Origin of the sequence: Streptomyces vastus, assembly GCF_039532825.1 — a bacterium.
GTDB lineage: Bacteria > Actinomycetota > Actinomycetes > Streptomycetales > Streptomycetaceae > Streptomyces > Streptomyces vastus.
Window position 1 is genome coordinate 248259 of record NZ_BAAASJ010000118.1, and the last position, 25517, is coordinate 273775.

General features: G+C 69.2%; 23 protein-coding genes, 1 tRNA gene, 1 pseudogene and 1 riboswitch. Of the genes and pseudogenes, 19 read left to right on the top strand and 6 right to left on the bottom strand.

Going from position 1 to position 25517, the window contains the following annotated elements:
* The 5 genes and pseudogenes from ABD357_RS38680 to ABD357_RS38700 form a co-directional block, all read left to right on the top strand.
* Window positions 1-388: pseudogene (locus ABD357_RS38680) on the top strand (flavodoxin-dependent (E)-4-hydroxy-3-methylbut-2-enyl-diphosphate synthase); the annotation flags it as partial.
* A 28-nt stretch (window positions 389-416) separates the two neighbouring features.
* Window positions 417-2357: a 1-deoxy-D-xylulose-5-phosphate synthase gene (gene dxs, locus ABD357_RS38685; RefSeq protein WP_344396036.1), complete on the top strand. Its 1941-nt coding sequence runs from the start codon at window positions 417-419 to the stop codon at window positions 2355-2357.
* Entirely contained in the window at window positions 2354-3760 is a 1407-nt protein-coding gene (locus ABD357_RS38690; RefSeq protein ID WP_344396037.1) for an aspartate aminotransferase family protein, read from the top strand. The genes dxs and ABD357_RS38690 overlap by 4 nt, the downstream gene beginning before the upstream one ends.
* Before the next feature lie 89 nt (window positions 3761-3849).
* The gene (locus ABD357_RS38695; RefSeq protein ID WP_344396038.1) at window positions 3850-4476 is read left to right on the top strand and encodes a helix-turn-helix domain-containing protein; all 627 of its coding nucleotides are present in this window, start codon (window positions 3850-3852) and stop codon (window positions 4474-4476) included.
* Window positions 4473-4598 (top strand): DUF6126 family protein, encoded by a 126-nt coding sequence (locus ABD357_RS38700; protein WP_344396039.1) that lies wholly within the window; start codon window positions 4473-4475, stop codon window positions 4596-4598. Before ABD357_RS38695 ends, ABD357_RS38700 begins: the two co-directional genes overlap by 4 nt.
* A gap of 52 nt (window positions 4599-4650) precedes the next feature.
* Here the strand turns inward: ABD357_RS38700 and ABD357_RS38705 are convergent, their stop codons facing one another.
* Window positions 4651-5448 carry a tyrosine-protein phosphatase gene (locus ABD357_RS38705; protein WP_344396040.1) on the bottom strand — a complete coding sequence of 266 codons (798 nt, stop codon included), beginning with the start codon at window positions 5446-5448 and terminating at the stop codon, window positions 4651-4653.
* Between the two features lie 191 nt (window positions 5449-5639).
* Between ABD357_RS38705 and ABD357_RS38710 the strand changes: the two genes are divergently transcribed.
* The 4 genes from ABD357_RS38710 to ABD357_RS38725 all read left to right on the top strand — a co-directional run bounded on the left by ABD357_RS38710 (window position 5640) and on the right by ABD357_RS38725 (window position 10971).
* Window positions 5640-7739, top strand: coding sequence for an alpha-galactosidase (locus ABD357_RS38710; RefSeq protein ID WP_344396076.1), 2100 nt, complete (start codon window positions 5640-5642; stop codon window positions 7737-7739).
* A 301-nt stretch (window positions 7740-8040) separates the two neighbouring features.
* A riboswitch (cyclic di-AMP (ydaO/yuaA leader) is annotated at window positions 8041-8204 on the top strand.
* 2 nt (window positions 8205-8206) lie between these two features.
* Window positions 8207-9115, top strand: coding sequence for a M23 family metallopeptidase (locus tag ABD357_RS38715; protein WP_344396041.1), 909 nt, complete (start codon window positions 8207-8209; stop codon window positions 9113-9115).
* 231 nt (window positions 9116-9346) lie between these two features.
* Window positions 9347-10063 (top strand): DUF6250 domain-containing protein, encoded by a 717-nt coding sequence (locus tag ABD357_RS38720; RefSeq protein ID WP_344396042.1) that lies wholly within the window; start codon window positions 9347-9349, stop codon window positions 10061-10063.
* Between the two features lie 122 nt (window positions 10064-10185).
* Entirely contained in the window at window positions 10186-10971 is a 786-nt protein-coding gene (locus tag ABD357_RS38725; RefSeq protein ID WP_344396078.1) for an SGNH/GDSL hydrolase family protein, read from the top strand.
* Window positions 10972-11293: 322 nt separating this feature from the next.
* Here the strand turns inward: ABD357_RS38725 and ABD357_RS38730 are convergent, their stop codons facing one another.
* A complete protein-coding gene (locus ABD357_RS38730; protein ID WP_344396043.1) occupies window positions 11294-11893 on the bottom strand; it encodes a TetR/AcrR family transcriptional regulator in 600 nt (199 codons plus the stop codon).
* A 41-nt stretch (window positions 11894-11934) separates the two neighbouring features.
* Window positions 11935-13098, bottom strand: a complete 1164-nt coding sequence (locus ABD357_RS38735) for a glutamate dehydrogenase (protein ID WP_344396079.1) — start codon at window positions 13096-13098, stop codon at window positions 11935-11937.
* A 373-nt stretch (window positions 13099-13471) separates the two neighbouring features.
* Between ABD357_RS38735 and ABD357_RS38740 the strand changes: the two genes are divergently transcribed.
* The 6 genes from ABD357_RS38740 (at window position 13472) to ABD357_RS38765 (ending at window position 19199) form a co-directional block, all read left to right on the top strand.
* Window positions 13472-14674, top strand: coding sequence for an MBL fold metallo-hydrolase (locus ABD357_RS38740; protein ID WP_344396044.1), 1203 nt, complete (start codon window positions 13472-13474; stop codon window positions 14672-14674).
* A gap of 357 nt (window positions 14675-15031) precedes the next feature.
* Window positions 15032-17107 carry an ATP-binding protein gene (locus ABD357_RS38745; RefSeq protein ID WP_344396045.1) on the top strand — a complete coding sequence of 692 codons (2076 nt, stop codon included), beginning with the start codon at window positions 15032-15034 and terminating at the stop codon, window positions 17105-17107.
* 89 nt (window positions 17108-17196) lie between these two features.
* Complete coding sequence (locus ABD357_RS38750; protein WP_344396047.1) at window positions 17197-17631, top strand: roadblock/LC7 domain-containing protein; 435 nt, start codon at window positions 17197-17199, stop codon at window positions 17629-17631.
* A 2-nt stretch (window positions 17632-17633) separates the two neighbouring features.
* The gene (locus tag ABD357_RS38755) at window positions 17634-18005 is read left to right on the top strand and encodes a DUF742 domain-containing protein (RefSeq protein WP_344396048.1); all 372 of its coding nucleotides are present in this window, start codon (window positions 17634-17636) and stop codon (window positions 18003-18005) included.
* A complete protein-coding gene (locus tag ABD357_RS38760) occupies window positions 17983-18582 on the top strand; it encodes a GTP-binding protein (protein ID WP_344396049.1) in 600 nt (199 codons plus the stop codon). The genes ABD357_RS38755 and ABD357_RS38760 overlap by 23 nt, the downstream gene beginning before the upstream one ends.
* Window positions 18579-19199, top strand: coding sequence for a GAF domain-containing protein (locus tag ABD357_RS38765; RefSeq protein WP_344396050.1), 621 nt, complete (start codon window positions 18579-18581; stop codon window positions 19197-19199). Before ABD357_RS38760 ends, ABD357_RS38765 begins: the two co-directional genes overlap by 4 nt.
* Before the next feature lie 40 nt (window positions 19200-19239).
* Here the strand turns inward: ABD357_RS38765 and ABD357_RS38770 are convergent, their stop codons facing one another.
* A complete protein-coding gene (locus ABD357_RS38770) occupies window positions 19240-21123 on the bottom strand; it encodes a DUF2264 domain-containing protein (RefSeq protein ID WP_344396051.1) in 1884 nt (627 codons plus the stop codon).
* 162 nt (window positions 21124-21285) lie between these two features.
* On the opposite strand from ABD357_RS38770, the gene ABD357_RS38775 reads away from it, so the two are divergent.
* Window positions 21286-21645, top strand: coding sequence for an MmcQ/YjbR family DNA-binding protein (locus tag ABD357_RS38775; protein WP_344396053.1), 360 nt, complete (start codon window positions 21286-21288; stop codon window positions 21643-21645).
* 18 nt (window positions 21646-21663) lie between these two features.
* Here ABD357_RS38775 and ABD357_RS38780 read toward each other — a convergent pair whose 3' ends face one another.
* On the bottom strand, window positions 21664-22581 hold the full coding sequence (locus ABD357_RS38780; RefSeq protein WP_344396054.1) for a transketolase family protein: 918 nt from the start codon (window positions 22579-22581) through the stop codon (window positions 21664-21666).
* 118 nt (window positions 22582-22699) lie between these two features.
* Window positions 22700-23401, bottom strand: coding sequence for a transketolase (locus ABD357_RS38785; protein ID WP_344396055.1), 702 nt, complete (start codon window positions 23399-23401; stop codon window positions 22700-22702).
* A gap of 139 nt (window positions 23402-23540) precedes the next feature.
* On the opposite strand from ABD357_RS38785, the gene ABD357_RS38790 reads away from it, so the two are divergent.
* From ABD357_RS38790 to ABD357_RS38800, 3 genes are all read left to right on the top strand, one after another.
* A tRNA-Pro gene (locus tag ABD357_RS38790) sits at window positions 23541-23614 on the top strand.
* Between the two features lie 117 nt (window positions 23615-23731).
* Entirely contained in the window at window positions 23732-24691 is a 960-nt protein-coding gene (locus ABD357_RS38795) for a tyrosine-type recombinase/integrase (protein ID WP_344396056.1), read from the top strand.
* Window positions 24684-25421 (top strand): SpdA protein, encoded by a 738-nt coding sequence (locus tag ABD357_RS38800; protein WP_344396057.1) that lies wholly within the window; start codon window positions 24684-24686, stop codon window positions 25419-25421. Before ABD357_RS38795 ends, ABD357_RS38800 begins: the two co-directional genes overlap by 8 nt.
* The last annotated feature ends 96 nt before the right edge of the window (window positions 25422-25517 follow it).

Genomic DNA, 25517 nt, shown 5'->3' on the forward strand with positions numbered 1-25517 from the left:
AGAGGTCAAGGTCGGCATCCAGATCCTGGAGTCCCTGAACCTCCGTCAGCGCGGCCTGGAGATCGTGTCCTGCCCCTCGTGTGGCCGTGCCCAGGTGGACGTCTACAAGCTCGCCGACGAGGTCACGGCCGGTCTGGAGGGCATGGAGGTCCCTCTGCGGGTCGCGGTCATGGGCTGTGTCGTGAACGGGCCGGGCGAGGCGAGGGAGGCGGACCTGGGCGTCGCCTCCGGCAACGGCAAGGGGCAGATCTTCGTGAAGGGCGAGGTCATCAAGACGGTGCCCGAGTCGAAGATCGTGGAGACCCTGATCGACGAGGCGATGAAGATCGCGGAGCAGATGCAGAAGGACGGCGTCGCGTCGGGGGATCCGGCCGTCACCGTGAGTTGAACAGCACGGACCGAGAGGGGGCCCTAGCGTGACGATTCTGGAGAGCATCCGGGGACCACGCGACCTGAAGGCGCTGTCCGAGGCGGAGATCAATCAACTGGCGGACGAGATCCGGGAGTTCCTGGTGCACGCGGTCGCCAGGACCGGCGGTCATCTGGGACCCAATCTGGGGGTGGTGGAACTCTCCATCGCGCTCCACCGGGTCTTCGAGTCGCCCGTCGACCGCATCCTGTGGGACACCGGCCACCAGAGCTACGTACACAAGCTGCTGACAGGACGTCAGGACTTCTCCAAGCTGCGCGGCAAGGGCGGTCTCTCCGGCTACCCGTCACGCGAGGAGTCCGAGCACGACATCATCGAGAACAGCCACGCGTCCACCGCGCTCGGCTGGGCCGACGGACTCGCCAAGGCCCGCCAGGTTCAAGGGGAGAAGGGCCATGTCGTCGCGGTCATCGGGGACGGCGCGCTCACCGGCGGCATGGCGTGGGAGGCGCTGAACAACATCGCCGCCGCCAAGGACCGGCCGCTGATCATCGTCGTCAACGACAACGAGCGCTCGTACTCGCCGACCATAGGCGGCCTCGCCAACCATCTCGCGACACTGCGGACCACCGACAGCTACGAGAAGGTGCTGGCCTGGGGCAAGGAGGTACTGCTGAACACGCCGGTCATCGGGAACACGATCTACGAATCGCTGCACGGGGCGAAGAAGGGCTTCAAGGACGCGTTCGCGCCACAGGGCATGTTCGAGGACCTGGGGCTGAAGTACGTGGGGCCCATCGACGGGCATGACGTCGGGGCCGTCGAGTCTGCGCTACGGCGCGCGAAGCGGTTCCACGGGCCCGTCCTCATCCACTGCCTCACCGAGAAGGGGCGCGGTTACGAACCCGCGCTCGCCCACGAGGAGGACCACTTCCACACGGTCGGCGTGATGGACCCGCTCACCTGCGAGCCGCTGTCGCCCTCCAACGGACCTGCCTGGACCTCGGTGTTCGGCGACGAGATCGTACGGATCGGGGAGGAGCGCGAGGACGTCGTGGCGATCACGGCGGCCATGCTGCACCCGGTGGGCCTGGCGAAGTTCGCGGAGCGTTTCCCCGACCGGGTGTGGGACGTCGGCATCGCCGAGCAGCACGCCGCGGTGTCCGCGGCCGGGCTGGCGACGGGCGGACTGCATCCGGTCGTCGCGGTGTACGCGACCTTCCTGAACCGTGCCTTCGACCAGCTGCTGATGGATGTCGCGCTGCATCACTGCGGAGTGACCTTCGTGCTCGACCGGGCCGGAGTCACCGGAGTTGACGGGCCGTCGCACAACGGCATGTGGGACATGTCCATCCTGCAGGTCGTGCCGGGGCTGAGGATCGCCGCGCCGCGTGACGCCGACCAACTGCGGGCCCAGCTGCGGGAGGCGGTCGCCGTGGACGACGCACCGACGCTGCTGCGCTTCCCCAAGGAGTCGGTGGGGCCGTCGATCGAGGCGGTCGACCGGGTGGGCGGTCTGGACGTCCTGCACCGGGGCGAGAGGCCCGAAGTGCTCCTGGTCGCTGTCGGTGTGATGGCGCCGGTGTGTCTCCAGGCGGCCGAGCTGTTGGAGGCGCGGGGCGTCAACTGCACGGTCGTCGATCCGCGTTGGGTCAAGCCCGTCGATCCTGCGCTGCCCCCGCTCGCCGCCGAGCACCGCCTGGTCGCCGTCGTCGAGGACAACAGCCGGGCCGCCGGCGTGGGCGCGGCAGTCGCTCTCGCACTGGGCGATGCCGAAGTCGACGTACCTGTACGGCGGTTCGGGATTCCGGAGCAGTTCCTCGCGCACGCCAAGCGCGGGGAGGTGCTGGCCGACATCGGTCTCACACCCGTCGAGATCGCCGGACGGATCAGCGCGGGCCTGGCGACCCAGGAGGCGAGCCCGGTCGGCACGGCGGCCGAACTCGCCACCGCCAAGGTGCACGTGTCCAAGGAGAAACAGGGATGACGGCGGAAACCTCTTCGCAGTCCGGGGACTTCGACCTCGGCAAACTACTCGCCGGGCGTGCGGCCGAACGCTACGAACTGCACGCCCGGCACCTCAACCACCAGCTTCCGCGCATGCTGCACACCATCGGCTTCGACAAGTACTACGAGCGGGCCGAGGGCGCGTACTTCTGGGACGCGGAGGGCAACGACTACCTGGACATGCTCGCCGGGTTCGGGGTGATGGGCCTGGGACGTCATCACCCCGTCGTCCGCAAGGCACTGCACGACGTCCTCGACGCCTCGCTCGCCGACCTCACCCGCTTCGACTGCCAGCCGCTCCCCGGCCTCCTGGCCGAGCAACTCCTCACCCACAGCCCGCACTTGGACCGGGTGTTCTTCGGCAACAGCGGTACGGAAGCGGTCGAGACGGCGCTGAAGTTCGCCCGGTACGCGACCGGGAAACCGCGCGTTCTCTACTGCGCGCACGCCTTCCACGGGCTGACCACCGGCTCGCTGTCCGTGAACGGCGAGTCCGGGTTCCGAGACGGCTTCGCACCGCTGCTGCCCGACACCGCGGTGCCGCTCGGCGACCTGGACGCACTGGAAAGGGAGTTGAGGAAGGGCGACGTCGCCGGGCTGATCGTCGAGCCGATCCAGGGCAAGGGCGTGCACGAGCCGCCGCCCGGATACCTGCGCGCCGCCCAGGACCTGCTGCACCGGCACAAGGCGCTGCTCATCGCGGACGAGGTGCAGACGGGCCTCGGACGGACCGGGGACTTCTATGCCTACCAGCATGAAAGCGGCGTCGAGCCCGACCTGGTGTGTGTGGCGAAGGCACTGTCCGGCGGCTATGTGCCCGTGGGCGCGACCCTCGGCAGGGACTGGATCTTCAAGAAGGTCTACTCGTCGATGGACCGCGTCCTCGTGCACTCCGCGAGCTTCGGCGCCAACGCACAGGCCATGGCGGCCGGCCTCGCCGTGCTCTCCGTGATGGAGAACGAGCAGATCGTCGCGAACGCCCGTGCCATGGGAGAGGAGTTGAAGTCCCGGCTCGCGGCGCTCGTGGACAAGTACGAGCTGCTCAGTGAGGTACGCGGCCGGGGGCTGATGATCGGCATCGAGTTCGGCAGGCCCAAGTCGCTGAAGCTGCGGAGCCGTTGGACCATGCTGCAGGCGGCACGCAAGGGGCTGTTCGCGCAGATGGTGGTCGTACCGCTGCTCCAGCGGCATCGGATCCTCACGCAGGTCTCGGGCGATCACCTGGAGGTGATAAAGCTGATTCCGCCACTGATCATCGGCGAGCGGGACGTGGACCGTTTCGTGGACGCCTTCACCGACGTGATGGACGACGCGCACAACGGCGGCGGGCTGATGTGGGACTTCGGCAAGACACTCGTGAAGCAGGCGGTAGCCAACAGGTAGGGGTGTCACACCGCCTCCGGTGCAGTCTGAGTCTTTGCCTCTAAGGCAAGAAGTTTGCCCGTGAGGCAAAGCTCCGGCTGAATGGAGACATGAGCCCCACCGAGCCGGGGGCGGCCGAAGAGCCGTCCGCCGAGTTGCCCGCCGTCGCGCCGCAACTGCGTGACCTGCGGCGCCGCGCCTCACTCACCCTGGAGGCCGCGGCCCGCGCCGTCGGACTGTCGCCCGCCCATCTCTCCCGTCTGGAGACCGGGCGGCGCCAGCCTTCGCTGCCGATGCTGCTCGCGCTCGCCCGTACGTACGGTACGACGGTCTCGGAGCTGCTCGGCGAGACGGTCCCCGAACGGGACGCGGTCGTCCGCGCCGCCGACATGGAGCCCACGCAGGCGGGCGGCTGGACGTACTGGCAGGCCGGCGCGGCAGGGCGCGGCATGCAGTCCCTTCGCGTACACGTCCCGTACGGAGCGCAGGGCGACATCGTGCGCGTCCACCCCGGCGAGGAGTGGCTGTACGTCCTCAAGGGACGGCTGCGTCTGCGGCTGGGAGACACCGCGCATGCGCTCGCGCCCGGAGACAGCGCGCACTTCGACTCGCTGACCCCGCACCGGATCGCCGCCGCGGACCGGGACGGTGCCGAACTGCTCTTCGTACACACCCTGCTGCAGAGCCCCACGGCCGCGCTGTGCCTCGGCCCGACGACCCCAGGAGCGACCTCATGAGGGACATGGAAGAGAAGTTCCCCCGTGGTCTGTGGGTGCGGCTCATCATCTACGTGGCCGTCGGGCACCTCTTCGCCGCCTTCATCTACCTGCTTTTCACGCTCGGCGCGCAGAACCAGTAGGCAGACCAGGAGGCATCGGGGCAGCGGACGGACGGGCAGGTGGCTTGGCGGGTCAGTCGAGGAAACGCTCCCGCAGCCGCTCCCGCGTCTTCGGGGTCACCCGAAGGCCTTCTTCCAGGTAGGTTTCGACGTCACCCCAGGTCTCCTCGATCGTGTCGAACGCCGCCGCGAGGTACTCGGCGCGTGCGTCGAAGAGCGGGCTGAGCAGCTCCATCACCTCAGGGGAGTACGCCGAGGACGCGGAGCCGCTGCGGCGCACCTTGTAACGGCGGTGGGGGGCGTTCGACTTCAGGTAGTCCGCGACGATGGCCTCGCGCTCGACGCCGAGGGTGAGGAGCGTGATCGCTACGGACAGGCCCGCGCGGTCCTTGCCCGCCGCGCAGTGCATCAGCGCGGGCACGCTGTCCTCGGCCATCGCGTGCAGCACCCGCGAGTGCTCGGGAGTGCGCTCCTTGATGATCGAGCGGTAGGACCTGATCATCCGGTTTGCCGCCTTGCCGTCCGCGAGGATCATGCGCAGTTGGTCCAGGTCGCCGTCGCGGACCATTGTCCAGAACTCGGCGCCGTGTGCCGGATCGGTCAGCGGCAGGTTCACATTCCGCACGCCCGGCAGCTCGATGTCCGGACCTTCCAGCTTCTTGTCCGCCTCGTTGCGGAAGTCGAAGATCGTGTGCAGGCCCAGCGAGGCGAGGAACGCGGCGTCCTCCTCGGTCGCGTGCGCAAGATGGCCGCTGCGGAAGAGCAGTCCGGGCGCCACGCGTCGGCCGTCCTCGGTCGGCAGGCCGCCCACATCGCGGAAGTTGCGCACTCCGGTCAGCTCGGGCTCGGTCGACGGGACCTGCTGCGTCACGGGGGCTCCTCCCAGTCGGCGGCCGACGCTGTTGTCGGCAGGGCGCCTCTCGACGATACGACATGCATTCGTGGGCCAATCAGTTGTCCACAGGCGGTGCCGGTGCCACGTCCACAGGCGGTGCCGGCGCGGTGCGGACGCCTGCGATGATGTTGTGCTTGAGCGAGCTTGTTCGGATCTGTGAGGACTTGATGGTGGAGATCGGCAAAGACGGTCGTACGTGGCTGCTTTCGGGGCCCACAAGCAGTTATGCCCTGCGGCTCACGGACCAGGACGAGCTGCTGCATCTGCACTGGGGGCCGCGCATCGCGCTTGCGGACGCCGAGGCACTGGCCGCCCGTCCCGGGCCTGACTACCGGGGCTTCGAGTCCCAGCTCGACGGGCACGAGGAGTACCCGGTCGAGGGCGGCCCTCGTTTCGTACGGCCTGCGCTGTCCGTGCGCACGGACGAGCGACGCGGCACGGAGTGGTGCTTCGAGGCATACGAAGTGGATGAATCCGATGAATCGGATGGGGTCGAGCTGCGGCTGCGGTTCTCCGACTCCGGGCTCGGCATCACGCTGCACTACCGGATGCATCCCGGCTCCGACGTCGTCGAGCGCTGGGTGACCCTCGCCAACGAAGGGCCCACCCTGGAGGTCCTGCGCGCCGACTCCGCGACCTGGACGCTGCCGGAGCGCGAGGGCTGGCGTCTGTCCCAGACGCACGGGCGCTGGGCGGCCGAGTCTCAGCTCGTACGAACGGACCTCACCTACGGTGAGCAGGTCATCGGCAGCCGGCGCGGGCACACGGGGCATCAGCATCTGCCGTGGGTCGCACTGGACGTCGGGGGTGCGGCGACCGAGGAGCACGGCGAGGTGTACGGGTGCGCGCTCGCCTGGTCCGGTTCGTGGCGGATCGCTGTGGCCCAACTCCCGGACGCGCGCGTGCAGATCACCGGCGGCGCCGGGTATGACGACTCCGGCCTGGTGCGGCTGGAGCCGGGGGAGAGCTTTGTCACGCCGGTCTTCGCGGGCCTGTGGAGCGATGGCGGCTTCGGCGGGGCGAGCCGGGCCTGGCACGCGTACCAGCGGACGTATGTGATCCCGGACGCGGACCAGGACAGACCCGTGCTCTACAACTCCTGGGAGGCCACGGAGTTCGACATCTCCGAGGAGCAGCAGCGGGCGCTCGCCCGGCGGGCCGCGGCGATGGGCGTGGAACTCTTCGTGGTCGACGACGGCTGGTTCGGGAAGCGGACCAGCGACCGGGCCGGGCTTGGGGACTGGACGCCCAACCCCGACCGCTTCCCGGCCGGGCTCAAGCCGCTGGCGGACGAAGTGCACGCCCTCGGCATGCAGTTCGGGATCTGGGTCGAGCCGGAAATGGTCAATGCGGATAGTGAGTTGTATCAGACGCATCCTGCCTGGATTCAGTATCAACCAGGACGAAAGAAGACAGAGCTCCGCAATCAGCTCGTACTGAACCTCGCGCGCGAAGACGTCCAGGAGTATCTGTGGGAGCAGCTTCACGGCCTGCTCTCCAGTGCCCCGATCGACTATGTGAAGTGGGACTTCAACCGCTGCTTCACGGACGCCGGCTGGCCCGGTGAGGCGTATCCGCAGCGGCTGTGGGTCGACCATGTGCACGCCCTGTACGGCCTGTTGGACCGGCTGCGGGCCGCGCACCCCGGTGTCGCCTTCGAGTCCTGCTCCGGCGGTGGCGGCCGGATCGATCTCGGCGTCATGGCGCGTACGGACCAGGTGTGGACCTCGGACAACACCGATCCGCTCGACCGGCTCGCCATCCAGCACGGCTTCAGCCAGATCCACCCGGCGCGGGCCATGGCCGCCTGGGTCACCGACAGCCCGAACAATCAGCTCAACGGACGCGTGAGTTCGCTGCGTTTCCGCTTTGTGAGCTCCATGGCCGGAGTGCTCGGGGTCGGTGGCGACCTGGCCGAGTGGAGTGACGAGGAACTCGCCGAGGCGCGGGACTGGGTGGCCCTCTACAAGGAGATCCGGCCCGTCGTGCAGCGGGGCGACCTCTACCGGCTGCGGGCGCCGGAGGGCGGGCTGAGTGCCGTGCAGTACGTCCACGAGGACCAGGCCGTGGTCCTTGCCTGGCTCCAGGCTCAGCATTACGGCGAACCCGTGGCGCCCGTACGGCTGCGGGGACTCGACCCGGCGGCGGTGTACGAATGCCTCGAAACGGGCGAAGTGTGCAGAGGTGCGGTGTTGTTGCATCACGGGCTGAGGACCGGCTTGCGCGGCGACCTTGATGCGGCAGTTTTCCGCCTGCGTCGCATCTGAGAGTTGTGTCCGTATTAGAGCGCCTTCATTCCAACTCGCTCTGGAATAGTTACTCCTGAATCCGTGATGCGTGAGCAGCGTCATATTCGTGACAGTCCGCTGTCGCCATGTTCACGTAATTCAAGCGTGTTTACAGGGGATTTCGAGAAGGCGGGAGACCGGTGATTCACGGAGTGTGACGGCGATTTCGGTCAAGGATCAAGAGAATGGGGCACATAGGGAACCCAAAGCTTGTCCCTGTCCGTCTTAGTCGCTTACGTTCACCACCAATCCGGGCGGACGCCTAATCCTGCCGCCGCCCGTAATCCGCACACCGATCCGTACACGGCAGGAGCGGGGGACCCACAGGTACAACGCCTGTTCCGGTCTCCGGAACAGGCTTGGGGTAAAGCTGCGCGAAAGCGTGGCCGGGCATCTCCAGCTCGCACCCGACAGCTCACCTCGTAGGCGCCGGAGAGGAATTCGCCATGCCCGCGAAGGGTAAGCACCGCCGCCCGAAGTCCGCGCGTTTCACCCGCTCGATAGCCGTTGCCTCGACCGGTGGCGCCGCTCTCGCGCTGCCTTTGCTGGGAGCGGCCGGCGCACAGGCCGCTACTCCGCAGAACGCGCCCGCGTCTGTTTCCAATAAGGCCGAATCCGTTTCCCAGAAGGCTGTTGAGTCCGCTCCGGTCGCCGCGCAGAAGAAGGCCGCGACCAGGACGTACGAAGTGAAGGCGGGCGATTCTCTCTCGAAGATCGCCGGCGAACAGAATGTCAGCGGTGGCTGGAAGAAGCTCTACCAGGACAACCGTCAGGTCGTCGGAAGTGACCCGGGGCTCATTCACCCGGGCCAGAAGCTGACCATCGGCAAGAGGGCCGCCGCGCCTTCCGGCGCCAACGAGGTCAAGGCCCCCAAGGCGGCCGAGGCGCCCCAGGTATCCGCGAAGAAGGCTGCGCCTGCCAAGGCGGCCGAGGCGCCCAGCAGTTCGAGCGGCTTCACCATGCCGGTCGAGGGTGCGACCGTCAGCACCCCGTACCGGATGTCGGGTGGCATGTGGTCCAGCGGCTACCACACCGGTGTCGACTTCGCCGCCGCGACCGGCACTTCGCTCAAGGCCGTGGGTGCGGGCACGGTCGTCTCCGCAGGCTGGGGCGGCGCGTACGGCAACCAGGTCGTCATCAAGCTCAGTGACGGCCACTATGCCCAGTACGCCCACCTTTCGTCCCTTTCCGTCTCGCAGGGGCAGTCTGTGACCGCGGGTCAGCAGGTCGGCCTCTCCGGCGCGACCGGCAACGTCACCGGTCCGCATCTGCACTTCGAAATCCGCACCACGCCGGACTACGGATCGGACGTGGACCCGCTGGCGTTCCTGCGCTCGCACGGCGTCTCCGTCTGACGTCACCAGCGCACTGCGCGGGCGGATCGCGTCTCCTCTCGCGCCGAAGGCCGGACCCCTGATCCCCGGGTCCGGCCTTCGGCTTGTTCCGGGGTCGACAGGGAGGACGGCTGGCGGTCAGGATCTGAGAGAGCAAGCGCTTTCTGCCTGTCTGTCAGATCAGTACAGGCGTCAGATCAGCACAACATGAGATCGGCACGACCCGTCGTACGCCAGCCAAGGAGACGCTTCATGACGACCCGCAGAGCCTTCGGAGCCCTGGCCGCCGGTGCCGCCCTCGCGGCCCTGGGCTCCGCGCACACTGCGAGCGCGTCGGCGCGCCTCCGTCGAGGACGGCTCATCGCCCGCGACGGCTTCCGGCACGGACTGGGGCAGTGGGCAACGGAGTTGCAGGACGGCGGCAGTGTCACCGCGTCCCGTGGGGTCATGGAGATCGATGTGCCCGGCGGCGCCACGGTCTGGTTCAAGCGGAAGCTCGTGGGACCGTACGTCATCGAGTACACGGCCACACCGGTCTCCGCGGGCGGTGTCAACGACCGGGTGTCGGACCTCAACAACTTCTGGAACGCCGTCGACGTCCGCTCCCCGGACGACCTCTTCGCCACCGAACGCGGCGGCGCCCTCGACGAGTACGACTACCTCAAGACGTACTACTCGGGCTACGGTGCGAACTACAACACGACCACGCGGCTGCGCCGTTACGTGGGCCAGGCCGACGTCCGGCCGCTGATCCACGACTACACCGAGCCCCTGCTCGTGGCGAACCGCCCCCACCGCGTCCGGATCGTCTCGCACGGCGCGATCGTCCAGTGGTGGAACAACGGGCGGCTCGTCTTCGACTACGCCGACCCGGAGCCGTACACGAGCGGGCACTTCGCGTTCCGGACCGTGTGGAGCCATTTCCGGATCGCGGACTTCCGGGTGTGGGAGCTCCGTATTCCGAGTTGACCGGGACTTTACGCGTGGCTTATCTCACCGTCCGTCAACCCTTTCCTACGGTCGCGTAGCTCACATCTCAAGGTGAATCATGGGTCGATGTGGCAGACGATTCGAAGAAACTCAGCAGATCAGTGATCGGGTCGTACGTGGCGGTGGGGGACAGCTTCACCGAGGGCGTCGGCGACCCCGGCCCCGACGGGGCGTTCGTCGGATGGGCCGACCGGTTCGCGGTGCTGCTCGCCGACCGGCGGCCTGAGGGCGACTTCGGCTACACCAACCTCGCCGTCCGGGGGAAACTGCTCGACCAGATCGTCGAGGACCAGCTTTCGCGCGCGAAGGAGCTGGCGCCGGACCTGGTTTCCTTTTCCGCGGGCGGTAACGACATCCTTCGGCCGGGGACCGATCCCGACGAGGTCGCTTCTCGCTTTGAGTGTGCCGTCGCCGAGCTCACGTCGGCTGTCGGCACGGTGCTTGTGACGACCGGCTTCGACACCCGTGGTGTGCCTGTGCTCAAGCACTTGCGCGGCAAGATCGCTACGTACAACGGGCATGTGCGGGCGATTGCCGATCGGTACGGGTGTCCTGTGCTCGACCTGTGGTCGCTGAAGACCATTCAGGATCGGCGGGCCTGGGACGACGACCGGCTGCATCTGTCGCCGGAGGGACACACCCGGGTTGCACTCCGCGCCGGGCAGGTTCTTGGGGTACCGGTCCCTGCGGATCCGGACCAGCCGTGGCCGCCGCTGCCGCCGCGCGGCACGCTGGAGGTGCGGCGGGATGACATTCACTGGGCTCGGGAGTACCTGGTGCCGTGGATTGGGCGGCGGCTTCGGGGGGAGTCGTCGGGGGATCGGGTGGTGGCCAAGGGGAGCCTTTCGCCGGATGACATCAAGTTGCGGATGCGTTCTGCTGTTTGAGGGGTTCTTTTCCCCAGCCCCGCCCCTTCCCGAAACTGGGGGCTGCGCCCCCAGGCGCCCCGCCAGGGGGTGGGGGGTGACACTGCGTGTCGCGGCTGCGGGTGCGTCGTGGCTGGTCGCGCCCCGCGGCGGAGCCGCAAATCGACACAGCCCCGCGCCCCTGAAAGACCAAAGCCTGCGACTCCCGGCACCCCGGGCAACCCCGAGCCCCGAGCAAGCCCGGGCCCACCACGCACCCCAGGGGCGCGGGGCTGTGACATCAGCGGCTCCGCCGCGGGGCGCGACCAGCCACAACGAACCCGCACTCGCCCGCGAACCGAACTCACGACCCCTGAAGGCCCAGTTCCTGGGCCAAGGCCTCATCCGCCCACTGCTGCGTGCGGGCTCGAGACACTGCGCCCTCATACGCCGTCATCTGGACAGCCAGGCCGTCCAGAAGCGCGGTGAGGCGCAGAGCCGTATCCATGGGAGACGGGCACTGGAACTCACCGGCAGCCACACCCTCCGCGATGACCTCCGTCAGCGCGGCCTTCCACTGGCGGTCGAGGTCTCGCGCGACGTCCCGTAGCGCGGGCTCGCGCAGGGACGCCGACCAGCCCTCGATCCACAGTCGCCACCCCTTGGCCTGGCCAGTGGACGCGTACCAGCGGACGGCGGCCCGCAGGCGGCGCAGCGCCGTGGTGCGGCGAGCGAGGAGCTTGCGCAGATGCGCCAGGTCGCCCTCGGCCGCGTAGGCGAACGCGGCGGCGACCAGTTTCTCCTTCGTCGAGAAGTGATACAGCACCAGCGCGTTGCTGACCCCCAGCGCGGCGGCCACGTCGGCGATCCGTACGGCCGCGACGCCCCGCGCCTCGATCTGCTCGACCGTGGCCCGCAGCAACTCCTCCCGCCGCTCCTGAACGCTCAACCGAACCCTGGCCACGCCCGCAACCCTACACACGGGGTCGGACAAGGCGGTCGGCGTCACCGATACCACCCGAACCGTTCCGAAATCAGCGGCAGCCGGTCCGCGACGATCGCGTGGGCGGCCGCCCGCGGTGTCGTGCCATCGACCTCCGCGCGCGTGAGCATCTGGTCGATCAGGGCCCGCATGGAGCGTCGCGTGTATGCGAACGCCTCCTCCGCGTCGGCCCCGATGTCGCCGAACAGGGTCCACCACCACCAGGCGTTGGTCCCGGAGTTGACGACGACGTCCGGCAGGACGGTGACACCGCGCGCGGCGAGCAGTGCCTCCGCCTCGGGCAGCACGGGCATGTTCGCGGCCTCGACGATCCAACGAGCCGTGATCCGCGCCTGGTTGGCCGTGCCGATCGCGTACGAGACCGCCGCCGGCACCAGCACCTCCGCCTCGGCGGACAGCCAGGCGTCGCCCGGCAGTTCGAGGTCGCCCGACCGTAGCGCCGAGCGGTCGACGGTGCCGTACGCGTCCCGGGCGGCGATCAGCGCCTCGACGTCGAGTCCCGCCGGGTTGGCGATCGTACCCTTCACGTCGGCGACGGCCACCACGTTGAGCCCCGCGCGCGTGAGGAACCGGGCGGTGGCGCCGCCCATGGTGCCCAGGCCCTGCACGGCGACGCGCGTCCCCGGGTACGCCACCCCGGCCCGGTCCAGGGCCGCGAACACCGACTCGGCGACTCCGCAGCCGCCGACCAGTTCATCGAGCCCGATGCCGTCCACCTCGACCGCGAACGCGTCCGCCAGCCGCCGCCGGGCAGCGGCCTCGTCGTCGAGCAGTGGATACACGGCCTGAATCGACGACACGAGCCCCGCCTGCGCCGCGGCCCGGTCGACGAGGTCCTGGGTGAGGCCGAGGTCCTCGCCGGTGGTCCAGAAGCTCTCGATGTACGGGCGCATGGCACGCAGATAGCGCACGAGCACCCCGTACGCCTCGGGGTCCTGGGGATGGCAGTCGATGCCGCCCTTCGCGCCGCCCAGCGGGATGTAGCGGCCCTCGGGGTTGTAGTGCAGTGCCTCTTTCATGGTCATGCCACGCGCGAGGCCGGCGACCTCGTCCAGCGTGCAGCCCGCCCGCATCCGCAGCCCGCCGCTGGAAACTCCGCGCACCAGCCGGTCCACGACCAGGTGCCCCTGGCGGCCGGTGACGTGGTCGGTCCAGGTGAGCGTCATCAAGGGACTGCTCTCAGGGGTGGTCAAGGGGGTCTCCTCGGGAACGGGGAATCGGGAGCGGGGAGCGCAGAGAACAGGGAACGCAGGGAACGCAGGGAACAGGGAGCGGAGTCGGAGCGTTGAGCAGCGTGGGACCGGGGCCCAGAGTGTTCCGGTGCCGGTCGGTGCCTGTCATTGCTGAATAGCCAGTCAGTATCGAAATGGTTGAGCGGCTCTGTCAACGTGCTGAATGGATCTTCAGTACGGGGCCGACGCCGTACGTGGCGGATTTCGCCGTGTACGGCGCGGACACCGCCCTGTCATATGCCCGACCCGGCGCTGTCAGTGGCGGCGACCATAATGGAATGTCAGACCGACTCCACCTGGAGGTGCCGTGACCGGTTTCCGTCCCCTGAGCTCCGGGCTCCGTGCTCTGCGGCCCGCCGCCTTCGGCGCGGATCCGAGCGGTGAGCGCATGGAGCGCATCCGCAGATCGCCGAACTTCGCGGACGGCGTCTTCCGGAATCCGGAGGGTGCCCCCCGGCCCGACGGTGCCATGCGCGAGTTCGCGCAGGCCTTCTTCCGCAAGGAAGAGCGGGTTCGCCGCGCCCCGGCGGGGACGGTGCCGGTGCACGCCACGACCCTCGCCGACCTCGCCAGGCCCCCGGCCCACGGACTGCGCCTGACGTGGATGGGGCACTCCAGCGTGCTCGCCGAGATCGACGGCCACCGAGTGCTCTTCGACCCCGTCTGGGGCGAGCGCTGCTCCCCGTTCGCCTTCGCCGGGCCCAAGCGGTTGCACCCCGTGCCCCTGCCGTTGGCGGCGCTGGGCCCGGTCGACGTGGTCGTCATCTCGCACGATCACTACGACCACCTCGACCTGCCCACCATCAAGGCCCTGGCCGACACGGACACGGTGTTCGCGGTGCCCCTCGGCGTCGGCGCCCACCTGGAGCACTGGGGCGTCTCGGCGGACCGGTTGCGCGAACTGGACTGGAACGAGACGGCGAAGGTCGGCGGTATCTCCCTGACCGCCACGCCCGCCCGCCACTTCTGCGGGCGCGGCCTGCGCAACACCCAGCACACCCTCTGGGCCTCGTGGGCCGTTGCGGGTGATGAGCACCGCATTTATCACAGCGGTGACACCGGTTATTTCGCCGGATTCAAGGACATCGGCGCCGAGCACGGCCCCTTCGACGCCACGATGATCCAGATCGGCGCCTATTCCGATTTCTGGCCCGACATTCACATGACGCCAGAGGAGGGCATGCGCGCCCACCTGGATCTCCAGGGCGAGACGCCCAGCGGCGTGATGCTGCCGATCCACTGGGCCACCTTCAACCTTGCGACGCACCCCTGGGCCGAGCCCGGCGAGGGGACGATCACCGCCGCCCACGCGGCCGGTGCGCGGATCGCGCTGCCCCGGCCCGGCGAGCCCTTCGAGCCCACTGCCGAGACCGTGCCGTCCGAGCCCTGGTGGCGCGGCGTGGCGCTCACGCCGGCCGGTGGCTGGCCCGTCCTGGAAAAGACGGTCGCTGATACGCGGGGTAACACCGCGGAGGACACCGGAGAGCCGGAAACGGTCCCGGCCGGGTGATCGGGACGTAAGCGAAGACGGTCGGCGAGGGCCGAGGAGCACACTGCTCCTCGGCCCTCACTCTTTTTCGATGACCGGTTCTGACCAGGTCTGATCGATCCGATCGTGCACGGGAACGCACGTGCGAGTGGCTTATCGGTCTGTCGTACGAACGCTCATACCAGAGCGGGACGATGCCCGCCGGACTTTGTCAACTGCCCACCGAGTGTGATGCGCTGGTGACTACTGTGAGTGGCCGCCGTGCGACGCAGGGCCGGACTTTCGGCGTGCGCGAACACGGCACCGCGATGGCGCATGCCCGACTCGCAGATCCGCGGGAGCCGCCACGGCCCCGACATATCCAGTACGAGGACGTCGATGTCTCACCTTCGCGCACCGGCCGCACGCGCTGACCGCCGCGAGGGCGGGCGCCACGGGCGACCGGTCGCCCGTACCGCCCCCTCGCTGCCCGAGACCCATATACGGCCCCAGCTCCTGCGTCTCGCGGTCCTGCCACCCATCGCGGTGGCCCTCAGCGCCAGCGCCGCCGTGCTGTTCACCGTCCGCTCGACCATGGCCAGGCCCAGCCTCACCCTGTGGATCGTCCTCGGCGGAGCCGTCGCGGTCACCCTCGCGGGCATCGTGATCGCCGCCGTGGCCGCCGACCGCGCCGCCAGGTCCGTACGCGAGCGGGTCGGTACGCTGCGCGGCGCCAGTGCCCGTGACCAGGCCGAAATTCGCGGCCTGGTCGAGGCCTTGCGACGGGGCGACGGGCCGCCGGCGCGTCGCAAGCGCCGCGAACTCGCCCAGGACGCCGACGAGTTCGACCTGCTCGCCGACGACCTCGCGCGCGCCCACGATGGCGCCGTCAGCGCGGTCGTCCAGGCCTCACGGCTGTCCAGCCAGGCGGGCAGCGAGCAAAAGCTCGAGGTCTTCGTCAATCTGGCCCGGCGGCTTCAGTCCCTCGTGCAGCGCGAGATCTCGATCCTGGACGAGCTGGAGAACGAGATCGAGGACCCTGACCTGCTCAAGGGCCTTTTCCACGTCGACCACCTCGCCACCCGTATCCGCCGCCACGCCGAGAACCTCGCCGTACTCGGGGGCGCCGTGTCCCGTCGTCAGTGGAGCAACCCGGTCTCCATGACCGAGGTGCTGCGCTCCGCCACCGCCGAGGTCGAGCAGTACTCGCGGGTGAAGCTCGTGCCGCCGGTCGAAGGCACCGTGCGCGGTCATGCCGTCGCCGATGTGATCCATCTGCTGGCCGAGCTCGTCGAGAACGCCACGGTGTTCTCGGCCCCGCAGACGCAGGTCCTGCTGCGCGCCAACCTCGTCACCTCGGGACTCGCCGTCGAGGTCGAGGACCGCGGGCTCGGCATGCCACCCGGCGAACAGCACAAGATGAACGCCCTGCTCGCCGACCCGGACCAGGTGAACGTGGCGAGCCTGCTGCAGGACGGACGCATCGGGCTGTTCGTGGTCTCGCAACTCGCGCGTCGGCACGGCATCGCGGTCCGGCTCCAGACCAATATCTACGGCGGCATCCAGGCCGTGCTCGTCATGCCGCAGGCGCTCCTCGGCGCGGAACCGGAGCAGTCGGGGGCGGGGAAGTCGGGAGCAGGGCAGCCAGGGGTTGGGCGGTCGCGGACGGTGGTGTCGGAAACCGGTACGCCGGCCGAGGGCGTTCCGGTCCAGGGGAAGCCCCGGCAGGGGACGGCGGCTCCTCATGGCGTTTCGGCTCGTGGAGCGGAGGTCCCGGTTCCGGGCACGACCGTTCCGGTGCAGGGGGTCGCTCCGGGCTCCCCCGGCGACGTATCGCATGGGCAGCGTCAGGAAGCGACGGTGCGTCAGGAAGCGACGGTGCGTCAGGAAGCGACTGCTCGTCAGGAGATGCTGGCGCGCGGGCACTTGGGCGAGAGCGGCGACACGGCGTCACAGCAGCCGCAGGATGGCGCGTCGGCCGGGGCGACGGTGGCGAGTGGCAGCCGTTCGGTGCCGCTTCCGGTGCGGGGCGCCGAGGCGCGGCCCAATCCGGCGGAGGCGCTGCCCGGCATCCGCTCCGACGACCGGCGGGTCGTGATCGAGAACGTCGCGAAGGCGGTCACCTCGCCGACGGTGCGGGGCGGCGCGGTGCGCGGCACCATGGGCAAGCCCCAACTGCCCAGACGGCGCGCCCAGGAGCACATCGTGCCCGAGCTGCGCGAGGGACCCCTGCCCCGCCCGGAGTCCGACTTCCTAGTCGGTCACGACCCCGGCCTGATGGCGGCCTTTCAGCGGGGCATCGGGCTCGCCGAGGCCCAGCAGCGGGACGCGGCGCGCAGGGAGACGGCGCACGGCGACACGCACGAATCACCCGAGGCGCACGCCCCGCGCGAGCCGGCGCCCGCGCCCTCTCGCGACTTCACCGAATTCACGGACTTCACCGCCCGGCACGACGGGAGCACATCAGCCGGATGATCAACGTCACCCCCACCCACACCCCCACTTCTCTGCCCACCCACACCTCCGCTCCCACCGACGTACGTACTTCAAGGAGTCGATCCCCCATGGCGAGCGATGTGCCGACGGCCCATGTATCCGATCTCGACTGGCTGATGAGCGGCCTGGTGCAGCGCGTCCCGCACACCAGAAGCGCGGTGCTGCTCTCCTGCGACGGGTTGGTGAAGTCGGTCCATGGCCTCGACCCCGACAGTGCCGACCACATGGCGGCCCTCGCCTCCGGGCTGTACTCCCTGGGACGCAGCGCGGGCGTCCGCTTCGGGGACGGGGGTGACGTACGGCAGGTTGTCGTCGAACTCGACTCCACCCTGCTGTTCGTGTCCACCGCGGGCTCCGGCACCTGTCTCGCCGTACTCGCCGGACGCGAGGCCGACGCGGCCGTGCTCGGATACGAGATGGCGATGCTGGTCAAGAGCGTCCGCCCGTATCTGATGACCGCGCCCAGGCAGTCCGCCGTCGAACCCTCGGCGATGAGGCCTTGAGCGTGACCGCGGCCGGGGACGGGCCCTGGCTCGATGACGCGGCCGGACGCCTCGTACGCCCCTACACGGTCAGCAACGGCCGTACCCGGCCCAGTACCGCGCTCGATCTTCTGTCGCAGATGCGGGCCACCGGAGCAACCCCGCTCGGCTACCTCGGCCCCGAGCACAACCAGGCGCTCGAACTGTGCCGGGTGCCCGTCTCGGTCGCCGAGGTGGCCGCACATCTCAAGCTGCCGGCGGCGGTCACCAAGGTGCTGCTGGCCGACCTCGTCGACTGCGGGGCGCTGACGACGAAGCCCCCGGCCTTCCACCACATCCCGACTGACAGGTCTCTTCTGGAGGCAGTGCTCGATGGACTACGACGACAGCTCTGACCCCTTTCCCACCGCACTGAAGATCCTGGTGGCGGGAGGGTTCGGGGTAGGCAAGACCACCTTTGTCGGCGCGGTGAGCGAGATCGCGCCGCTGAGTACGGAGGAGTTGCTCACCACGGCCAGCGCCTCGACCGACAACCTCGACGGCATCGAGAACAAGGTCGAGACGACCGTCGCGATGGACTTCGGGCGTATCACGCTCGACCCGGAACATGTGCTTTACCTGTTCGGTACGCCCGGACAGGAGCGGTTCTGGTTCATGTGGGACGAACTCTGCGAGGGCGCACTCGGCGCGGTCATCCTCGCCGACACCCGCCGCCTGGAGGAATGCTTCGCCGCCGTCGACTTCTTCGAGCAGCGCGGCCTGGGATTCATCGTCGCCGTCAACGAGTTCGACGGTGCCTACCGCTATGACCCGGAAGAGGTGCGGGCGGCCATCGACCTCGACCCGGAGATCCCCATCGTGCGCTGCGACGCACGGATCTCCAGTTCAGGGGTGCAGACCCTGTTGACCCTCGTCCGCCATCTGATCGCCCACGCGCCCACCCGCGCCCCCAGTTACGGAGCCCGCACATGAGGTACGACCCGCCGCGCCTGGCCGGTCGGCTGCTGCTCACCCCCGAGGACAAGGACGCCCCCGCCCGGACGCGGCGGCTGCGCCGGCTCGGTCTGGGGGAGCGGGCCGAGCCGGCCTTCGACGCCTTCGCGGACCGACTCGCGGAGATCGCCGCGGTACCGTACGCGATGGTCAACTTCATTGACGAGAACGGGCAGTTCTTCGCGGGGCTGCATACTCCGGACGGCATGGGCACCGGCTCGGGCACGGGGGCGGGCTCGGGCTCGGGTGGGCGGCCGGCCGTGATCGTCGCCGCGGACGGAACGGAGTACCAGTTCGGTCGCCGCATGGCCCGCGACCACGGCTTCTGCCCCCACGTGGTGGTCCGGGGGAAGGCGCTGGCCCTGGAGGACGTCCGCGACTATCCGCGGTTCGCCGGGAATCCGGTCGTCGACGAGATCGGCATCCGCTCCTATCTGGGTGCCCCGCTCATCGACCGCACGGGCATCGTGCTCGGCACGGTGTGCGTCGAGGACATCGAGCCGAGGCCCTGGGGGAGGGCGGGCCTGGACACCATCAAGGCGATGGCGGCGGAACTCGTCGAGCGGATCGAGCTTCGGGAGAGCGGCGGGTTCTGAGGGGCGTTCAGGCCTCGGGAGCCTTCAGCAGGAGGGGCATTCATACGGAGACGGTGTCCCCTTCGGGGAAGGTGATCCGGACTTCGTGCTCCTCCACCGCGCAGGACACCGACTCCCGCAGCGCCTGGGGGTGTACGGCGTCCCGGGTCAGCGCGAGCAGCGTGACGTACACACCACTGCCTCCCGGACGACCGGCCGCACACCGCACGTACGGTGTCGCCGAATGCGGGCCCAGGGCGTTGGCCTCCACCTCGCGCGCGATGCCCGCGTCCTCGTCCCAGCCGTGCAGCGCGACGACCACACTGGTCAGCCCGTCCGCGGTCCGCGCCTGCGCCCATCCCGAGCCCCGCTCCGCCGTGGGGCGGGCCTCGGCGGCGACCGCGTAACCCCCCTCCCGCACCGCCACACCGGCCGGAGCCCGCACCCGGTGTACGCGGATCTCCCACGGACCGCGCAGCACACTCGTCGTCTCGATCGGGAACTCGGTGTCACTGCCCGGCAGTTGAGCGATGTAGCGGGACGCCGCTGTACGTCCGGAGCAGTGCAGCGGAAGGATCAGGCGCCGACGGGAGGCGGTGCCGTCCGGGGCGAGGAGCGCGATGTGTCCGTCCATGGTGCGCTCCCAGGCGTGCGCGCCCGACTCGGGAGCGGTGGCCGAGGAGTACCCGAACTTCGCGTAGTGCGGATCGTCCTCGGGAGGCCGGTCGGGGGAGTTGTGGTCGCTGCCGTGGTTGACCAGGCGGACGATGCCGTCGTGCTTCGTGCCGTGCAGCAGCCAGCCCGGCGCCGGGAGCGCGGTGTACTGGTCCGACTCCTCGACGGGGAGCGGCAGTTCACGCTCCGTCCACACCGCGTGGTCCGCGGGCAGCAGCAGCCCGAGGAAACCTTTGCTCGCCCAGTACGGTGACGCGGGCCCCGAGTACGGCTGCGTCATCGGCAAGAACGTGCCGTACCAGCCGAGCGGAAGCAGCCCCCGCTCGTCGGGCACGCCGCGCTCCACGAAGTGGCTCACCGCGCCGGAGGCCAGCCGGCGCGTGAGCCCCGGCGCCAGCGGGGTGCAGCCGGCGAGGGCGCCCAGCCACACCGGGGTGGTGGTGGCGAAACGGTACGTCAGGGAGCGCCCCTGGAGCACCGGTGCGCCGTCCGCGCCGAAGAACTGCGGGTAGACGGCGAGGAACTGGGCGAGCCGGTCGCGGTAGACCCGGCCCCGGCCACCGCCCTCGCCGCCCGTCATCCGCGACCACAGCAGCGGGTACAGGTGCATGGCCCAGCCGTTGTAGTAGTCGAAGGCGCGCCCCTCGCCGTCGCTGTACCAGCCGTTGCCGACATACCAGTCCTCGATACGGTCGAGCCCGGCGTCGATGTCGTCCTGCCGGTACGGTGCGCCCACCGAGGCCAGGAACTGCTCGGCCACCACCTGGTACAGACGCCAGTGGTTGTCCCAGGTACGGCGGCCCACGAACCCCCACAGCCAGTCGACGACCCGCTCCCGCACCTCGCCGTCCAGACGGTCCCAGATCCAGGGGCGGGTCTCGTGCAGTCCGACGGCGATCAGGGCGGCCTCGGCCATCTGCTGGGAGCAGTCGGTCAGTTCGGGCCAGGCCTCACCGCTGTCGCGGTTCGTGCCCGTTGTCAGACCCCGCGCGTACCGTTCTATGAGACGGGGATCCACCTCGCCGCGCGCTCCCGCGATCCGGAAAGAGGCCAGCAGAAATGACCGTGCAAACCCTTCAAGCCCGTCCGACACCACACCCGACCAGGAGGTTCTGCCAGGCAGCCGATACTGCGCCAGGCCCGGCGTCGCATAGGGAACCAGCGCCTCCAACTGCCGGTCGGCGAGCGCCTCCCAGTGCGCCCGCGTCCAGCCGGTGAGTGGCGACAGGACGCGGTCGGTGGGCGGCAGGGCCAGATGCGGTGCGGGCATGTAAGAGTCCTGACTCCTCGGGTCGCGGGTCGTTTTTGAGGGTTCCGAGGAGGGATACGGCTGGATGCCGCGGATAGATCAATTGGGTGGGCAGTGGCGTTGGCCTTGGCTTGAACTCGGCTGAGCAGGTGAATGTCAGTGGGATTGGCTACGGTGCGAGTCATGCCGGACGCAGAAGATGTACGCCGTATTGCCCTCTCCCTGCCGGACACGACGGAGAAGATCGCGTGGAGCATGCCCACCTTCCGGGTCGCGGGGAAGATGTTCGCCACCCTGCCGGAGGAGGAGACGTCCATCGCCGTGCGCTGCCCGAAGGAGGAGCGCGACGAACTCGTCCTGGCGGAGCCCGGGAAGTTCTGGATCGCCGACCATGAGGCGGGCTTCGCCTGGGTGCGCGTCCTGCTCGCCGCCCTTGAGGACGACGACGAGCTGCGGGACATCCTCGCGGACTCCTGGCGCCAGGCCGCTCCGTCCCGACTTCTCGAGTCCTACCCGGAGTTGGGCCTTCCGGCGGCCGACTGAGGGAGTTGCCGGTACGGATCACGACTGGGCGCCCGCTCCGGCCCTCAGGAACTGTCCGATCCGCTCCCGCAGGGAAGCCGCGTCCAGCCCGTGTGCGGCCACGTGCTCGTCGATCTGCCCGTATCGGCGCAGCTCACGGCGGCCGACGCCGAGGCCGAGTACGCGGTGCGGAAGGTCCGCGAGGGCGTCGTTCGCGGCGGAGGTCGAGGTACCGGCCAGGTATGGCTCGACGAGGACGACATCGGGGCCGGCCGTCTCGGCGGCTCGGCGCAGCGCGGCCGCGTCGAAGGGCCGTACGGTCGTCGCGTACAACACGGTGACATCGAGCCCATCGGTGGCCGCTAGCACCGCGTCGAGCATCGGCCCGACGGCGAGGACGACACCGGCGCGCCCCTCGCGAACTGTCAGGAACCGGGACCCGTCGACCGGCAGGGCCTCCGCATTGGACTGCACCGACAGCCGTACGTAGACCTTGTCGTCGCCCGCCGCGACCGCGTGCCGCAGCAGCGTCTCGGCCTCGTCCGGGTGCCCAGGGACATGTACGGTCCAGCCGTCGAGTGTGTCGAGCAGTGCCACATCGCCGGGTGCCATATGGGTGTACCCGCCCGCGGGCCAATCGAAGGACGCGGCAGCGCTGACCAGCACCGCGCCGACGCCCTGATGCCCGAGATCCAGCTTGACCTGCTCGAAGGGCCGCTCGATCAGGAAGCTCGCAAAGGTGTGCACCACGGGTCGTAGCCCGGTCAGTGCCAGGCCGGCACCCGCTCCGACCAGCAGCTGCTCACGGATGCCGACGTTGATCACCCGGTCCGGATGCCGGCTCCGGGTCTCTTTGAAATCAGCCATACCGATCTCGGCGAGAACTACCGCGACGCGCGGATCTTCGTCGAGCAGCCGCGAGACTACGGGGGCGAAGCGGTCACGCATGGTGTCCATGACGGAATTGCCCTTCCGGTGTTGATTGAGGGATCTGAAGTTGGTGGTGGCTGAGGTATCCAGCGGCATCCAGCGGTATCCAGGGGCATCCAGGGGTATGGCTTGAGGGATCTGAAGCTCAGGCGGACTTGGGCTCGACCTGGGCGATGACCGCCCGAGGCCGACCGGGATGCGGCGCGCTGAACGCTTCGTACAGCGCCTCGTGGTCCCGGCCGTCGACGCCCTCGACGGACCAGCCCGCGGCCTCGAACCGCGCGGCGATCCCGCCCGGCCGGGCATGGCTGGCGGAGGAGTTGTCGATCACCACGGTGTGCAGCCGGTCGAGCCCGGCAGGCCCCGCGTACGCGATCGCCTCGTGGTTGCTGCCCTCGTCCAGTTCGGCGTCCCCGACCAGCACCCACACGGCGGGCTCATGCAGCCCCTGGGCCCGCAGCCCCAAGGCCGTCCCGACCGCGATCGGCAGCCCGTGCCCGAGCGAACCGCTGCCGATCTCGGCGCCCGGCACGAGCACCCGGTCGGGGTGGTGGCCGAGGGGCGAGGCGTACGAGCCGAACCCCGGCAGCCACTCCACCGGTACAAAACCCTTGGCGGCGAGCACCGCGTAGTACGCCATCGGGCCGTGTCCCTTGGAGAGCAGGAACCGGTCCCGCTCCGGATCGTCCACGCGCTCTGGCGTGACCCGCAGGACCCGGTCGTAGAGCACCCAGAGCGCGTCTAGGGTGGACGTGGCTGCGGGCCCGTGCTTCTCGTCCCCGCTCATCAGGCTCAGCAGCCCGGAGAGGTCCTCGTACGTGTATCGCCGTTCCGCTGTTTTGGTCATGCCGACGATCGTGCAACCTCAAGCAAGGTTGAGGTCAAGTGGCGTCGTCCGGCGCAAAAGGAGTGCGCGACCACCGGTCCGAGTGCGGTATTGTTTCCATGCACGTTCGATCAGGGAAATCCCAGGTCACAGCGGGCATCGGGACGTGGCGCAGCTTGGTAGCGCACTTGACTGGGGGTCAAGGGGTCGCAGGTTCAAATCCTGTCGTCCCGACGGTGTGAAGGGTCTTCGCAGGCGAGAGCCTGTGGGGGCCCTTTTCGTATGGGTCGTTTCCGATCTTCGAGGTTGAGCACGCCGCTCATAGGCGCCTTTACTCGGAGGTTTGCGAGGATGCCGCTGCTGGACCTGGACAAGATCACTGCGGGGCTGTCGACGACCTGGTCGGGGTTCCTGCGGGACTGGGATCGCTCACTGCGGTCGGGGAACTATCCGGAGACCACCCGGTACAACTATCTGCTGGCGGCCGCCCAGTTGGGCCGCTACCTGGGGGAGTACTCGCCGGATCCGGACGCGGATGACGCGGCCGAGGATCCGCTCGAGGTCACGAGGGCGCATGTCGAGGCGTTCCAGGCGTGGATGATCGAGACGCGGTCGGCATCCACGGCGTTGAACAAGCACAAGGGGCTGCAGCAGTTCTTCAAGTGGCTGCTGCTGGAGGAGGGCGAGATCGACCGGTCGCCGATGGAGCGGGTCAGGCAGCCGAAGATGCCGCAGAAGCTGGTCCCGGTCATCCGGGACGAGGAGACCACGAAGGTCCTCGGCACCTGCCGGGGCAAGGAGTTCGTCCAGCTGCGGGACGAGGCGATCATCCGCCTGTACTGCAACACCGGGGCGCGCCTGTCCGAGGTCGGCAACCTGATGCTCGACGACATCGATCTGACCACGGAATCCGTCCACTACCACGGCAAGGGCAGCAAGGACCGCCGTGTGCGGTTCGGGCCGAAGACCGCGCGGGCCGTCAGCCGCTATCTGCGGGCCCGCGCCAAGCACAAGGCGGCCGACCTGCCGGATCTGTGGCTGGCCGAGCGAGGGGTCCGGCCGCTGGCCCCCAACGGCATCAAGATCATGCTCAAGCGGCGGGGCCTCGCGGCCGGGCTGGCCAAGGTGCATGCGCACCGGTGGCGGCACACCTTCGCCCATGAGTGGAAGCGCGCCGGCGCCGACACCGGCGACCTGATGCTGCTGCTCGGCTGGACGTCGCAGGAGATGCCGCGCCGCTACGGAGCCAGCGCCGCCGCCGAACGCGCCCAGGAAACCCACCAGCGGATCGGGGTCGGCGACGATGTCTGAGCCCCGAGTAACGCCTGGGCGGCCGGGCACCGTGCGCGAGCAGCAATTGGCCTTCCGTGCCGTCACCGTGATCGCGGGGACGGTGGTGGGCCTGGCCTTCCTCTTCGGCTTCGGCAACGTATGGACGCTGGCCCTGCGGCTGGGGGTGTCCGCCTGGGTGGCGCCACTCGTCGCACCCGCCGTGGATCTGTCCGTCCTGGCGCTGCTGCTGGCGATCCGCTACCTCACCCTCTATGGGGCTACTCCGGAGACGCTGCGCCCGGCCCGCAGACTGCTGCTCTTGGCCAGTCTGCTCACCCTCGCCCTCAACGTCACCGAACCGCTGCTCGTGGGCGCGTACGGGCGGGCGGCCTTCGACGCCGTGGGCCCGCTCCTGCTGATCGGCTGGGCCGAGATCGGCCCCGGCCTACTGCAGGCCATCAACGGTATGCGTGCCGTCGCTGACGACGCGCCGACCTTGCCGCGCGGCAGCTCCGGTCCCACTGGAGGGCGACTGCGCTGCGTCCAACCAGTCGAACCAGGCATCTGGGGAGACGGCGGCGGTGATCTTCTCGAGCGAGCTCAGGCGGAAGATGCCCGGCACTGGCAGACCCACCGGCGGCCGATCTCTGCGGAGACACTTCGCAAGCGCCTGCATATCGGCGCCGCACGATCCCGTGCACTGGTCGCCGTCCTGCGCGCAGGAAGCGTGCCGCAGGTCGAGAGCGGGATCCGGACTGTACCGCGCTAGAGCCTGTGTGATGTCGTGATCATCTTGCCGATTCGGGTCCGCTCGGAGGGCGGATCCGATAGGAAGATGGTCGTGACGCGCAGGCAACTTACCGAT